The organism is Streptacidiphilus sp. PAMC 29251, assembly GCF_054208735.2.
In genome coordinates this window covers 7,178,666-7,192,919 of the sequence record NZ_CM135725.2, presented here as the reverse complement: position 1 = coordinate 7,192,919, position 14,254 = coordinate 7,178,666, and the positions used below count along the sequence as shown (strand labels likewise).

General features: G+C 72.1%; 9 protein-coding genes. 5 read left to right on the top strand and 4 right to left on the bottom strand.

What is annotated here, in order from left to right; genetic code table 11:
• The first annotated feature begins 131 nt into the window (after positions 1 to 131).
• Both eccCa and ACXKR8_RS34215 read left to right on the top strand, forming a co-directional pair.
• Positions 132 to 4,076, top strand: a complete 3,945-nt coding sequence (eccCa, locus tag ACXKR8_RS34220; protein ID WP_458268432.1) for a type VII secretion protein EccCa — start codon at positions 132 to 134, stop codon at positions 4,074 to 4,076.
• Positions 4,077 to 4,310: 234 nt separating this feature from the next.
• Positions 4,311 to 5,705, top strand: coding sequence for an APC family permease (locus ACXKR8_RS34215; RefSeq protein ID WP_458268431.1), 1,395 nt, complete (start codon positions 4,311 to 4,313; stop codon positions 5,703 to 5,705).
• Positions 5,706 to 5,749: 44 nt separating this feature from the next.
• Here ACXKR8_RS34215 and mycP read toward each other — a convergent pair whose 3' ends face one another.
• From mycP to ACXKR8_RS34195, 4 genes are all read right to left on the bottom strand, one after another.
• The gene (gene mycP, locus ACXKR8_RS34210; RefSeq protein WP_462099953.1) at positions 5,750 to 6,931 is read right to left on the bottom strand and encodes a type VII secretion-associated serine protease mycosin; all 1,182 of its coding nucleotides are present in this window, start codon (positions 6,929 to 6,931) and stop codon (positions 5,750 to 5,752) included.
• Positions 6,932 to 7,065: 134 nt separating this feature from the next.
• Complete coding sequence (locus tag ACXKR8_RS34205; protein ID WP_458268429.1) at positions 7,066 to 7,365, bottom strand: WXG100 family type VII secretion target; 300 nt, start codon at positions 7,363 to 7,365, stop codon at positions 7,066 to 7,068.
• Positions 7,366 to 7,395: 30 nt separating this feature from the next.
• Positions 7,396 to 7,707: a WXG100 family type VII secretion target gene (locus tag ACXKR8_RS34200; protein ID WP_458268428.1), complete on the bottom strand. Its 312-nt coding sequence runs from the start codon at positions 7,705 to 7,707 to the stop codon at positions 7,396 to 7,398.
• Positions 7,708 to 7,901: 194 nt separating this feature from the next.
• Positions 7,902 to 9,689: a type VII secretion protein EccB gene (locus ACXKR8_RS34195; protein ID WP_458268427.1), complete on the bottom strand. Its 1,788-nt coding sequence runs from the start codon at positions 9,687 to 9,689 to the stop codon at positions 7,902 to 7,904.
• 243 nt (positions 9,690 to 9,932) lie between these two features.
• Here ACXKR8_RS34195 and eccE point away from each other — a divergent pair, with 243 nt between their 5' ends.
• The 3 genes from eccE (at position 9,933) to ACXKR8_RS34180 (ending at position 14,188) form a co-directional block, all read left to right on the top strand.
• Positions 9,933 to 11,249, top strand: a complete 1,317-nt coding sequence (gene eccE / locus ACXKR8_RS34190; protein ID WP_458268426.1) for a type VII secretion protein EccE — start codon at positions 9,933 to 9,935, stop codon at positions 11,247 to 11,249.
• Complete coding sequence (locus tag ACXKR8_RS34185; RefSeq protein ID WP_458268425.1) at positions 11,246 to 12,013, top strand: hypothetical protein; 768 nt, start codon at positions 11,246 to 11,248, stop codon at positions 12,011 to 12,013. The genes eccE and ACXKR8_RS34185 overlap by 4 nt, the downstream gene beginning before the upstream one ends.
• An 849-nt stretch (positions 12,014 to 12,862) precedes the next feature.
• Complete coding sequence (locus ACXKR8_RS34180; protein ID WP_462099952.1) at positions 12,863 to 14,188, top strand: MinD/ParA family ATP-binding protein; 1,326 nt, start codon at positions 12,863 to 12,865, stop codon at positions 14,186 to 14,188.
• The last annotated feature ends 66 nt before the right edge of the window (positions 14,189 to 14,254 follow it).

Sequence of the window (14,254 nt, the reverse complement as noted above, 5' to 3'; positions counted from 1 at the left end):
GTAGGCGAACGGAGCCGCCGTCAGCGCAGGGACTAGGATCGGCCCCTGCGAAGAGCGGTGACACGGAGGGATGGCTGCGACATCCTGTCCGTGCCCGACAGGGGACTCGACAGGACGAGGCTGGTACCGAGTTGAGCGTGGTAACCGTCAAGCGACCACCGCGGGCCTATCCGCCCGCCGTGCCCAGCGAGGACCTGCGGCTGGAGTCGCCGCCCGAACTGGCCCGTGCCGACGGCGGAAGCTGGTGGCAGTCGCTGCTGCCGATGCTGGCCACCGCCGGTTCCGCCGCCTTCTTCTTCATGCCCGGCATGCAGATGATGATGAAGGTCATGGGCGGGATGATGGTCGCCTCGACCGTCGCGATGGCCCTGGCGCAGCTCAACCAGCAGCGCAAGGGCGGCGGCGGGGAGATCGAGGACGAGCGCCGCGACTACCTCAAGTACCTGGCCCAGATCCGCAAGCAGGTCCGCCGCACCGCGCTGCGGCAGCGCGACGCTCAGCTCTATCTGCACCCGCAGCCGGACCAGTTGTGGTCGGTGGTGGCCGAGGGCAGCCGGCTCTGGGAGCGCCGTTCCGGCGACGCCGACTTCGGGCAGATACGGCTCGGCACCGGGCCGCAGCAGCTGGCGACCCGTCTGGTCCCGCCGCAGACCGCCCCGGTGGACGAACTGGAGCCGCTGACCGCCGAGGCGATGAAGAGCTTCCTCGCCGCCCACGGCACCCTGCCCGACCTGCCGTTGGCCGTCTCGCTGCGGGCGTTCTACCACCTGACCGTCTCCGGCGACCCCGAGACCGTGTACGGGACGGTCCGCGCCGCGCTGGCCCAACTGGCCACCCTGCACTCCCCCGACGACCTGCTGATCGGCATCGCCGCGGCCCCTGGCGCGGCCCCGGAGTGGGAGTGGACCAAGTGGCTCCCCCATGTGCAGCACCCCTCGGACTCCGACGGCGCCGGTTCGCTGCGGATGATCTGCCCCTCCCTGGACGAGCTGGAGGGCCTGCTCGCCGACGAGCTGTCCGGACGCGCCCGGTTCCACCGCGACGCGACCCCGGTTCCCGAGCAGCCGCACCTGGTGGTGATCCTGGACGGCGCCTCGGTCAGCGCCGACTCGCTGCTCGCGGGCGGTGAGGGGCTGCAGGGGGTGACCGTGATCGAGGTGGTCCCGGGCGACCTGGACGAGCCGCGCGGTGCGCTGGCGGTGGTGGTGACGCCGGAGCGAATGCGGCTCACCTCGGCCGGCGGCGGGGTCTACCGCGGCCGGCCGGACACCCTCAGCGCCTGGCAGGCCGAGGCGCTGGCCCGGCAGCTGGCCCCGTTGCGCGCCTCGGTCGGCGACGACGACGAACCGCTGCTGGCGAACCTGGACTTCACCGATCTGATGGGCGTCGGCGACGCCATGACCGTGGACGTGGCCCGGACCTGGCGGCCGCGGCCGATGCACGAGAAGCTGCGGGTGCCGATCGGCCTGGGCGCCAACGGCGAGCCGGTGATGCTGGACCTCAAGGAGGCCGCGCTGGAGGGCATGGGCCCGCACGGCCTGTGCGTCGGGGCGACCGGTTCGGGCAAGTCGGAACTGCTGCGCACGCTGGTGCTCGGCCTGGCGATGACGCACTCCTCCGAGGTGCTGAACTTCGTGCTGGCCGACTTCAAGGGCGGTGCGACCTTCGCCGGCATGGCGGACATGCCGCACACCTCCGCGGTGATCACCAACATGGCCGAGGAGCTGACCCTGGTCGACCGGATGCGGGACTCCATCACCGGTGAGCTCAACCGCCGCCAGGAGCTGCTGCGTTCGGCCGGCAACTACGCCAACCTGCACGACTACGAGCGGGCCAGGGCGGCCGGGGCGCCGCTGGAGCCGCTGCCCTCGCTGCTGCTGATCATCGACGAGTTCAGCGAACTGCTCACCGCCAAGCCGGACTTCATCGAGATGTTCATCCAGATCGGCCGGATCGGCCGTTCGCTGGGGGTGCACCTGCTGCTGGCCTCGCAGCGGCTCGAGGAGGGCCGGCTGCGCGGCCTGGACACCTATCTCTCCTACCGGATCGGGCTGCGGACCTTCTCCGCCGCCGAGTCCCGGGCCGCGCTGGGCGTGCCTGACGCGTACCACCTGCCGCCGGTGCCGGGGGTGGGCTACCTCAAGTTCGGCACCGATGTGATGGCCCAGTTCAAGGCCGCCTATGTGTCCGGGCCCTACCGGGCCGGGGCGGAGCGGCAGGACACCGGGCGGATCCGGCGGCGGCACTCGGTGCTGTTCACCGGGGCCCCGGTGGCGATGCCGCTGGTGCCGCTGAACGAGATGGAGCCGGAGGCCCCGCAGCGCCAGGACGACGCACTGGCGGACACCGTGCTCGACGTGATCGTGGACCGTCTTGAGGGGCAGGGCCCGCCCGCGCACGCGGTCTGGCTGCCGCCGCTCAGCGAGGCCCCCTCGCTGGACCAGCTGCTGCCGGTGCTGTCGGCGACCCAGGACCGCGGCCTGGCCGCGGCCGAGTACGCCGGGACCAGCCGTCTTGTGGTGCCGGTCGGCCTGGTCGACAAGCCGTTCGAGCAGCGTCGGGACCTGATGTACCTGGACTTCTCCGGGGCGGCCGGGCACGGCATGGTGGTGGGCGGCCCCCGTTCGGGCAAGTCCACCCTGATGCGGGCCATGGTGGCCTCCTTCGCGCTCACCCACACTGCCTCCGAGGTGCAGTTCTACCTGCTGGACTTCGGCGGCGGCGGCATGCTCGGACTGCGCGACCTGCCGCATGTCGGCGGGGTCGCCGGACGCCTGGACGCCGACAAGGTGCGGCGCATGATCAGCGAGGTGTCCGGGCTGCTGAACCAGCGCGAGGAGCTGTTCCGGGCGCAGTCCATCGACTCCATCGCGACCTTCCGCAACCGCCGCAGGGCGGGCACCCTGCCCGGCGAGCAGTACGGCGACGTCTTCCTGGTGGTCGACGGCTGGCTCACCTTCCGGCAGGAGTTCGAGATGCTGGAGCCGCTGGTCACCGACATCGCCCAGCGCGGTCTGGCGTACGGGGTGCACGTGGTGATCGGGGCCTCCAGGTACGGGGAGATCCGGCCCGCGCTCAAGGACATGATGCAGACCAGGGTGGAGCTCAAGCTCGGTGACCCGATGGAGTCCGAGATCGACCGCAGGGTCGCCCAGAACGTCCCGGCCGGCGCCCCGGGGCGCGGTCTGACCGCCGACAAGCTGCACTTCCTGGCGGGGCTGCCGCGGATCGACGGCTCACCCGGGATCGAGGACCTGGCCGAGGGCGTCAGCGCGTTCGTCCAGGCCGTGAGCAGTTCCTGGACCGGTCCGCGGGCCCCGCAGGTGCGGATGCTGCCGGAGATCCTGCCCGCCGACAGCCTGCCCAAGGGCTTCGAGAACCCCGAGCTCGGCATCGCGATCGGCGTGGACGAGAACTCGCTGTCGCCGGAGTACCTCAACTTCGACACCGACTCGCACTTCATCGTCTTCGGCGACGGCGAGACCGGGAAGACCGCGCTGCTGCGGCTGCTGCTCAAGGGCATCACCGAGCGCTACACCCCGGAGCAGGCCAGGATCGTCATCGGCGACTACCGCCGCTCGCTGCTGGGCGTGGTGACCACCCCGCACCTGCTGGAGTACGCGGCGGCGCAGCCCGCGCTGCAGGCCTTCCTGGGCGACATCAGGGGCTCGATGGAGCGCCGGATCCCCGGCCCCGACGTCACCCAGGAGCAGCTGCGGGACCGCACCTGGTGGTCCGGCGCGGAACTGTTCCTGGTGGTGGACGACTACGACCTGGTCGCCACCTCCACCGGGAACCCGCTGCAGCAGCTGCTGGAGGTGCTGCCGTTCGCCAAGGACATCGGGCTGCACATCATCATCGCCCGCCGCTCCGGCGGCGCGGGGCGCGCGCTCTACGAGCCGATGATGCAGCGGCTGAAGGAGCTGGGCGCCCAGGGCATCGTGCTGTCCGGCGAGAAGGACGAGGGCGTGCTGCTCGGCAACGTCAAGCCGCAGCAGATGCCGCCCGGCCGGGGCGTCCTGGTCACCCGTCGCCGGGGCACCTTCACGGTGCAGACCGGATGGCTGCCGCAGTAGCGCTTTCGCAGGACGACGGTCCCTTTGCTCCGTGCGGTCAGATTCGGCTTTTGACCTTGCAAGCAGAGGGGCCGTTGCATTTTTATGATTGAAACGAAGGCAAATGAACAAAGGGGCTATTTGGTTCATCGTGTTGAAATGGCATCAGATTCGTTGCCCTTATGGGGTTGGACAACGAAATCCGAAGCAAACACCGCCTTGACGCCTTCATAACAGCAGGGGTTACATGTCGGCATGACCGACACCCTGAGCCGACCCGTCGAGGACGTGGACCCGGCTGCGGCAGCGCCGCCGCAGAAGCTCAAGCGTTCCATCGGCGTGGTCGGCGGGACCCTGCTGACCCTGTCGTGCGTGACCCCGGCGTCCTCGCTGTTCGTGCTGGTGCCCGCCTCCTTCGCGAGCCTGGGCACCGGCACCGCGCTCACCCTGCTGATCGCCATGGTGCTCTGCGTGGGTGTCGCCTGGTGCTACTCGGAGCTGGGCACGCTGATCCCCAGCGCCGGCGGCGAGTACGCCATGGCCGGGCACACCGTCGGCCGGTTCGCCGGCTGGCTGGCGTTCATCCAGGCGGTGATCGTGGTCATGATCGTCCCGCCGATCATCGCCCTGGGCACCGCCGACTACCTGGCGCCCTTCGTGCAGGTGAACCCCAAGGTGATGGGGGCGGCGGTGATGCTGGCCGCCACCCTGGTCGGTCTGCTGGACCTGCGCGCCAACGCCTGGATCACCGGCATCTTCCTCTGTCTCGAGGTCGCCGCCGCCAGCCTGGTCGCCGTGCTCGGCTTCGCCCACGACAACCGTCCGGCCTCGGTGCTGATCCACCCGCACCTGGCCGGCGGGACGGTCCCGTGGAGCGTGATCATCGTCGGACTGGCCGGGGCGCTGTTCATCACCCAGGGCTTCTCCACCGCCGTCTACCTGTCCGAGGAGATGGACCAGCCCCAGCGCACCGTGCCCCGCACGGTGATGTGGACCCTGGTCATCGGCTCGGCCGTGATCCTGGTCCCGGTGATCGCGATCACCCTGGGCGCGCCCAGCCTGAAGGCGCTGGCCGACGGGGACATCAGCGGGATGGTCACCGCCTGGACCAACTCGACCATCGGCAACATCGTCAGCCTCTGCGTGGCCCTGGCGATCATCAACGCCGCCATCGTGATGGTGATCCAGAACTCCCGGGTGCTCTACTCCTCGGCGCGTGACAAGGCCTGGCCGGAGCCGCTGAACCGCGCCTTCTCCACGCTCAGCAAGCGCTACGGCGCGCCGTGGATCTCCACCCTCGCGGTCGGCGTCCCCGGAGCCGTGCTCTGCTTCGCCAACCTGGACACGCTGACCCTGGTCACCGGTGTGGCGGTGACCCTGCTCTACGGCTCGGTCGCCATCGCGGCGCTGTTCACCCGGCACGGGAAGCACAAGGCGTCCTCCGCCTGGCGGATGCCGGTGTGGCCGGTCGCCCCGGTGCTGATCCTGCTCGTCCTCGGCTACGTGATGTACATGCAGGACAACGAGGCCCTGCTGATCACCGGCGGCATCACCGCCGCCGCCGCGCTGTACTGGGTGTTCTACCTCCGGCCCCGCGCGGCGACCCGCTGGGTGATCACCGTCCCGGAGGAGGAGAAGGCCGTCCTCTGAGGCCCTTGCTCAAGGCCTCTTCGCAGGACGCCGCCGTACGGCCCTCAGGCCGTGCGGCGGCGGCGCAGGTCGCGGAGCACCACGGCGGTGCCGGAGATCAGCACCACCACCAGCAGGCCGAGCCCCATCGCATACACCGCGGTGCGCTGGTCCCGGTCCGCCTGGGTCTCGCCGAGGCCCAGCGGACGCGGCGTGATCGGCGCGACCGGGCTGTGCTGACGGACGGTCGGGACCGGCGCGGACTCCGCCGGGGAGTCGTCCGAGAGCGCCGCCACCGGATCCACCACGCCCCAGCCGATGAAGTCGTTGCGGCCCAGGTCGGTGCGCTGGGCGGTCTGCTCGATCCGGGCGATGATCTCGGCCGGGGTCCAGTCCCGGTGCTCCTGCTTGAGCAGCGCGGCCACGCCGGCCACGTACGGGGCAGCGAAACTGGTGCCGCTGTCCACGCAGTGGCCGCCCTTGGGGACGGTGGACACCATGTCCACCCCCGGCGCGGCGACCCCGACCGAGCTGCCGGTCTCCGAGAAGGCGTCCGCGCGCTCGTCGTCCCGGTCGGAGGCGCCGACGCCGAGGACGCCGGGCAGCGAGGCGGGATAGGTCGGGACCGAGAGGTTCTCATTGCCGGCCGCCGCGACCACCACGACCTTCGCCTTGATCGCGGCGGCGACCGCCCGGGCCAGCTTGCTGTCCGCAGCCACCGCGACCGGCTTGCCGTCCTTGGAGACGTCCTGCGAGATGTTGATGACGTCGGCGCCGCGCCTGACCGCCTCGTTCACGGCATACGCCATGGTGTCGGCGGTGCCGCTGCCCTGGGCGTCGTTCTGGCGCAGCGCGAGGATGGTGGCGTCCCGGGCCAGGCCCACGAAGCCGGTGCCGGAGGCCGGGCGGGCGGCGATGATGCCGGCCACCATCGTGCCGTGGCCGACCGGGTCGGTGAGCGAGCCGCCGGGCTGGCCGGGCAGGAAGTCCTTGCCGACCTCCACGGCGCCGCGCAGCTGCGGGTTGGTGTCGTCCACCCCGGTGTCGATCACCGCGACGGTGACCCCCTTACCCGTGGCGTAGTGCCAGAGTTGCGGCAGCAGCACCCGCTGCAGCGACCAGGGGGTACTGGTGATCGCGGTGGCGGGGAAGACGCACTTGCCGTTGGACTGCAGCGCGCTCGGCGGCGCGGCGGCCCAGGCCTGGACCGGGGCGGACAGCGACAGGACCGCGGCTGCGGCCGCCACGGCAGATGCCTTGCGGCGGTGGTGCCTGCTCACAGCTCTTCGCTTCCCCCACGACGTCCCCGACCGGAGCCCTGCGTCCGCCGCGCCCGCACCGGACGGCGCGGACGCGGCGGGGTGGTTCATACCGACCGGTCTCAGCTGCCCCAGATGCTGGCGTTCTTGTTCTCGGTCGCCTGGTAGTTCTGCGCGGCGTTGTCGAGCGCGCCCGCGATCTGGGTCAGGACCTGGTGCAGGTCGGCAGCGGAGCTGTCCCACTGCGCCTGGCGGGCCTGGTAGCCCTCCTGCGCCTTGCCCTCCCAGCTCTGGGCGATACGGCTGACGCCCGCCTTCAGCTCGTCGAGCTGCGACTGGACGCGGGCGGCGGTGCTGCGGACCTCTTCGGCCGCGTTGGACACGGTCGAGAAATTGACCAGGATGTGGCCGGGAGTCGACATGTTGTCTCCTTCTCAAGCGGTGGAGGTAGGTCAGCCGAGGGCTGAGGTGATCTTGCTGATCGAGGAGTGCTGCTCCTGCTCGGTGCTGGTGTACTGCGCCGAGGTCGAGTCGATCGCTTCCTTGATCTCGTTGAGCACCTTGTTCAGCTTGCTCGCGTCCTCGGTCCACTGGGTCTGGAGCGTGTGGTAGGACTGGGCGGCCTCGCCCTGCCAGCCCGAAGTCACCGACTCCACCAGGCTGTTGAGGCGACTGAGCTCCCCCTGGATCTGGCTGTTCACGTCCGAGATGCGGCTCGAAAAAGCCCGCATCTCATCGGCGGTAGTCCTGAACTGACCTGACATATGCACCGTCCCCCATGAGACAGACCAACGAGACCGGGTGTCCGGTCCAGCAAGACCCGGCCGACATCACAGCGGTGACGTCCCGCAGCACTCTAGCTGTCATGTGCAACGCCCCCAACACTGGGCTGTGGATAACTTTCTGACCGCTCCGCACGCTGCTCGGTGGACGAACCGTCCGTGCAGGTCAGCAGCCGTCAGGAGCCCTGTGGCTGAACCGCCGCCGCAGAGTTGAGGTTCGGACCGGCCGGGAGCAGCCCGGACCAGGAATCGGGGACGGCCGGAAGCGGGTCGATCGACTTGTAGCCGAGCAGCGCCTGGGTGGTGTTCGGCTGGCCGCTCGGAGCCGCACCTGACGGAGCGTCGGACGGGGCGTCGGACGCCGGGTCGGACGGGGCGGTCGAGGGGTCGGCCGGCGGGGCCGCGGTGGTGTCCGCGTTCATCTGCACCGGGTAGCGCAGCCCGGTGTCAGTCAGCAGGTTGACCGATCCGGAGGTGGTGCTGGTGCCGGTCACCGCCCGGTAGAGCAGCCCGGCGCCGGGGGTCACATAGACGCCGGCCGAGCCCGAGGTGCTGTTGATCGGGTAGTCCGAGCCGGTCCACAGGGCCTGGACCGGAGCGCCGGTCGGCCCGGTCGCCCCGGTGTAGACGCTGCAGGCGACGGCGGGGCCGCTGCCGTCGTCCGCACCGACGTTGGCCTGGCTGACCAGGTTCTGCGGCCAGTCCTTGCCGGGCTGGAACGCGGGGTGGTTGTTGGCGCCGACCGCGGCCAGCGGATCCATCACGGGCTCGGCGGACTTGTCCGTGTGCAGGGCGACGATCAGCCGGTCGGTGAAGTCGGAGACCTTGTGGATGCCGTCCTTGAGGACGACGTAGTGCAGGATCTGGCCGCTGTTGTCCTTCTCCTGGAACAGGTCGCCGACCTTGAAGCTGATACCGCCGAGCGTCTGGGCCGGCCCGCCGAAATCGTGCATCGCCGCCTCGGGCAGGCTGATCGGGTCGCCCGGGCGCAGGGTGTCCAGCCACTCCTTGGTGACGGTCTGCGGCAGGCCGACGTTCCCGCCGAAGGCGGCGGTCGCCAGCAGCTGGGCGGCGTCGGTGGTCGCCGGGTCCTTGGGCGGGGTCTGGGTGGTGGGGGTCGTTGGGGTGGCGGTGACCGGCGACTTCACCGGCTTGCCGGAGCCCGTCGTGGACGGCGGGTGGGGGGTGGCGGAAGGCGTGTGGGACGCCGGCGGGTGGGTGGCGCCGACGGCCGCGCCGTACCCGTCCAGCGCGCTCGGCTGGCTGCCGTCACTGATCAACTGGTGCGCGGTGCCGATCGAGTCGACCAGGTAGAGCCCGCTCGGAGCCTCGACATAGAGCGCCTCGCGGTCACTCACCGGACCGCCTGAGGGCGTGGACTGCCCGGTGCCGGCGGCGGCACTGGCGGCGGAAGCGGCGGTGGTGACCTTCGCGGCGTCCGAGCCGCCGAGGACGAACAGCTTCTGGTCGGTGCCGGCCTGGCCGGACGCGGCCGGGCGGTCGCACTCGGCCCAGGTCTTCGGGGTCCCCGCGTCCTTCGCGGTGGGCAGGCTGTCCGGCGCGTAGGGGATGCCGAGGGTCGCGCCGTGCGGCACCGAACCGGAGTTGAGGACCGAGTCGTCAACCTCCTCGACGGTGGAGTCCACCCCGAGCAGCAGTCGGGCCGAGGCGATGTTCAGCACCGGGTGCAGCTGGCCGCCCAGCATCACATAGCGGGTGGTCGTCTGCTTGTCGACGATGACCGCGTTCGCCTGGTCCCACTTCAGCGGCGCCGAGGGCTTGATCATCCCGTAGGCGCCGAAGCCGGCCACCGCCACCGCGCCCACTATCAGGCTGGGCATGAACGCCCGCCGCGGCCTGGGCACGTCCTCCTCGTTGCCCCCACCGGAGGGTTGGAGGAAGGCTGCGACGGTCCGCCGCCGTGAGAACGTGTAGGCGCTCAGTTCATTCCGGCGTGATGCCATGCTGCTGCTCTCCCCGTTCCGGTTACCACGATGCCGCTTTCCACGATGCCGCGCGTGAACGGTACGTACCGTACGGGTACGGTATTGCGATCAGCCAACCGGCCACCGGTTTCGCCCGCCTGCCTCGCGTCGGGGGCGCGGGCCCATCCAGAGAGGTTGACCCGGGGGATGCCAAGCCAGACCGTTCGAACGCGCTCCCACCATCCTGACGGACCGTCCGCCGCACACGCTTCCGGCCGCGGGGTGCGGGACGCGGCCACCGGTCCGGCCGGGCCGCGCGGTCCGGTGCAGGTGGCGGTCCGGCCACGACCCGGGCTGCTGGGGCCGCTTCGGCTGCCGCAACTGGTCCTGGTCGAGGCGGCCGCCGCGCTGGTGGTGATCGGTCTGGCGACGAACATGGTGGTGCTGGCGCCCTGCGGCGCGGTCGCCGTGCTGCTGGTGCTGCTGGCCCTGGTCCGGGTGAACGGGCTCTCCGTCCCGCAGTTGCTCCGGGCCCGGGCGGGCCTGCGGGCCCGTCAGCGGCAGGCCGCCGCCGAGGCGCCGGACCCGGCCACCGATCCGGCGATGGTGCCCGCCCTGGAGTGCGAGCCGGCGCTGCGGACCGTGCTGCACACGGTGGAGTCGGAGGGCAGCGCCACCACGGCGCGGCGCGAGCGCCGTGAGATCGGGATGATCGGCGACGGCACCTTCCTCAGCGCGGTGATCCAGGTCGAGGCCCCGGACGGGCCGTTGCGGCCGGCCCGGGGCAGCCTCGGGCTGACGCTGGACCTGCTGGCCGACGGGCTGCAGGTCGACGATGTGACCGTGGACGCGATCCAGGTGGTGCAGTACAGCCAGAGCGCCCCCGCCCCGCATCTGCCGGAGCAGTCGCTGGCCGCCCGCGGCTACCGCGAACTCCCCTTCGGCTCCACCACCCCGGGGCTGCGGCTGACCTGGGTGGCGGTGCGGCTCGATCCCGAGCTCTGCCGCAGCGCGGTCGCCGCCCGCGGCGGCGGCGAGGCGGGAGCGCGGAAGGCGCTGCAGCGGGCGACCGACCAACTGGCCAGCCGGCTGGTCGGGGCCGGGCTGCGGGCGACGGTGCTGGACCTGGTCGGGCTGGTGGCCGCGGTCTCCACGGCGACCTGCGGCAACCCGCTGCGGACCGGGGGCCCGGGTGGCGGCGCCGGCGGCGCCAACGGCGGCGGACGCAGCCGGCGGACCGCCGAGACCGCCAAGGCCTGGCGCTGCGACGACCGCTGGAACACCACCTACTGGGTCGGGAACTGGCCCAAGCTGGCCGGCCGCGGGCAGGGCGGCATCGCCTCCGGCGAACTGGTCAACCTGCTGACCGGAACACCCGCCCTGGGCAGCACCTTCAGCTTGACGGTCCGTCAGGAATCGGCGGGGGCGGTGGCGGTGACCGGGCAGGTCCGGGTGACCGCACGGGGCGAGAGCGAGTTGGACCAGGTGGCACGGCAGTTGGAGACCAGGGCCCGAAGCGCGGGGGCCGGGCTGGTCCGGCTGGACCACGAGCAGGTTCCGGGTGTGCTGGCGACCCTGCCGCTGGGAGGAACACGATGAGCGGCGGTTCGGTGAGCGGCGGTTCGGTGGCGGTCGAGGGACAGCGGCGGAGCGGGGTCGGCCGGGTGCTGGCCGGGTTCGGGCTGCACGGCCCGCGACGGGAGCAGCATGTGCTGACCCGGGAGCAGTTGCGGGCGATGGCGCTCCCGGTCGGCGACGACGGCGTGGTGATCGGCACGGACGGGCAAGGGGCACCCGCGGTGGTCGGCCTGTTCCGACCGACGGCCTACGACGTCGTGCTGGTCGGCGGGGTCTGGACGGCGCAGCTGATCGCCCTGCGGGCGGCGGCGACCGGGGCGCGGGTGGCGGTGGAGACCGGGCGGCTGCAGACCTGGGCCCCGATCGCCCAGGCTGCGGGCGGCGGGCAGCCCTGCGTGACGGTGCACCCGGTGGGACGGATCGGCCCGCAGGGCGCGTCCGTGGCGGCCCCGGTGCTGGTGGTAAGGGACTGCGGGGCGCGGCCGACCAGGAGCCGGCTCTCGGCCGGCCCCTGGCAGACCACGCTGACCCTGCTCCCGTTCCTGGGTCCTGGCGCGGAGCGGCTGCTCACCGCCGCGGACCTGGTCGGCGTCCAGCGGGTCTCCCCGCAGGAGGCGGAACTGGCCGGACGGGTGCTGGCGCTGCCGGCGGGCGAGATCGACGCGCTCTCCGCGCTGGGTGACGGAGTCACCCTGTGGGCGAACCGGCGCCGCCGCGGATTCGTCCAGAGCGGACCGACCGGCGCCGAGGCGCAAGTCCTCGGACAGGCAAGGCGGGTGGACTGACGCCCGGTTCTGCGGCCGCCGAGGCTGGTGCGATGTCGGCTGGGTGGGTAGGAGGAGGGTCTGCCGGTGGGGTGGGGCGGGTGACTAGGCTGGGGCTCAATCGAGGCGGACGAGAGGGACAACAGCAGTGACGAGCGATCGCGACGGCGTCTACGTCGGCGACCATGCGCCGGACGAGGACGAGGAGTGGTCGGACGCGCCTGAATACACGCCTCCGGCCTGGTACACCCAGAATGCGCAGCAGGTGGGGGGACCTGTGACTGCGCCGACGCCTGCGCCGATGCCCGCGCCCGCCCCCCTGCCCGTCCCTGTGCCGGCCCCCGCGCCGCAGGCCCCGGTGCTGCCGCAGGCCCAGGCACCACAGGCCCCCGTGCCGCAGCCCTTTGCGTCGCCGCAGCCAGTGCAGCAGCCCACGGCCGAACCGGAGTGGGCGCAGCACACGCCGCCCCTGGGAGTGCCGCAGGCCGCCGAGTCCCACGCGGCGCCCGCCTTCCCGCAGCCGACAGCCGCCGCGGCCGAGGTGCACGGGCCCGAGGTGCACCAGCCCGAGGTGCACGAACCCGCAGCCAACGAGGCCGCAGCCAACGACCCGGCGGCCAACGACCCCGCGGTCCACGACCCCGACGAACCGGCCGTCGTGCCCGAGCCGGAGTCCGCCCCCGGGCCCGAGGCGTTCGCCCGGCCGGTGCCGCAGGCGTACCGGCCCGCGACCGGCGAGGTGCCGATTCCGGTGCCGCCGCCGGCCCCCGCGCCGGGACCGCAGCAGTGGGCGCCCGCACAGCAGCCGATACAGCAGCCCGCGCAACAGCCCACCCAGCAGCCCATGCCGAGGCCGGTGGAGCAGCAGCCGTGGACTCCCCGCCGATGCCCCAGCCGCCGCAGCAGTGGGCTCCTCCGCAGCAGCCGGCCGAGCAGCAGCAGTGGGCCCCGCCCCCGCCGCCCCCGCTGCCGTACGAACAGCAGCAGCAACAACAGCAACCGCCGCAGCCGCAGCAGTGGGGACCGCCCCCGGTCGCAGACCCGCGACTGGGCGGGTGGCCGCAGCAGCAGCCGCAGGCGGGCGCCCCGCTGGGCTACACCGCCGCCGTGGAGCTCTCCTCGGACCGGCTGCTGCGGAAGCAGCCGGAGGAGCGGCGGCCGCAGTCCAACCGGTTCCGCTTCGGCGGCAAGGCCGCGGAGGCCGATCGGCAGCAGAAGCTGGCGATCATCCGCACACCGGTGCTGAGCTGCTACCGGATCGCGGTCATCAGCCTCAAGGGCGGCGTCGGCAAGACCACGACCACCACCGCCCTGGGCGCCACCCTGGCCTCGGAGCGGCAGGACAAGGTGATCGCGGTCGACGCGAACCCCGACGCCGGGACCCTGGGACGGCGGGTGCGCCGGGAGACCGGGGCCACCATCCGTGACCTGGTGACGGCGATTCCGCACCTCAGCAGCTACATGGACGTCCGCCGGTACACCTCGCAGGCGCCCAGCGGACTGGAGATCCTGGCGAACGACGTCGATCCCGCCGTCTCCACCACCTTCAACGACGAGGACTACCGGCAGGTCATCAACTTCCTGGGCCGGCAGTACCCGATCGTGCTGACGGACTCGGGCACCGGCCTGCTCTACAGCGCGATGCGGGGTGTGCTGGATCTGGCGGACCAGCTGATAGTGGTGTCCACGCCGAGCGTGGACGGGGCCAGCAGCGCGAGCACGACGCTGGACTGGCTCTCGGCGCACGGTTACGCGGATCTGGTGCAGCGGAGCATCACCGTCGTCTCCGGGGTGCGCGAGACCTCGAAGATGATCAAGATCGAGGACATCGTGGCGCACTTCCAGACCCGCTGCCGCGGCGTCGTGGTGGTGCCCTTCGACGAGCACCTCTCGGCCGGCGCGGAGGTCGATCTGGCCCGGATGCGGCCGAAGACCCGGGAGGCCTACTTCGAGCTGGCGGCGATGGTCGCCTCGGACTTCCCGAGGACCCAGCCCCAGCCGATGGGATGGCAGCAGGGCGGCCCGCCGCAGCAGCCCGGGCAGCCGCAGCCGGGCCAGCCGTACCCCGGCCAGCAGCCGGGCCCGGCACCGCAGCCCGGCCAGCAGCCCGGCGGCCAGCCGTACCCGATGCAGCCCCCGCCCCCGCAGCAGCCCTGGGGCCCGCCGCCGCCCGGGTACTACCCGCCGCAGCAGTAGCCGGCAGCAGCAGACGAGGAGGGGAGGGGCCCACGGGGCCCCTCCCCTCGCTCAATCCGTGAGCCG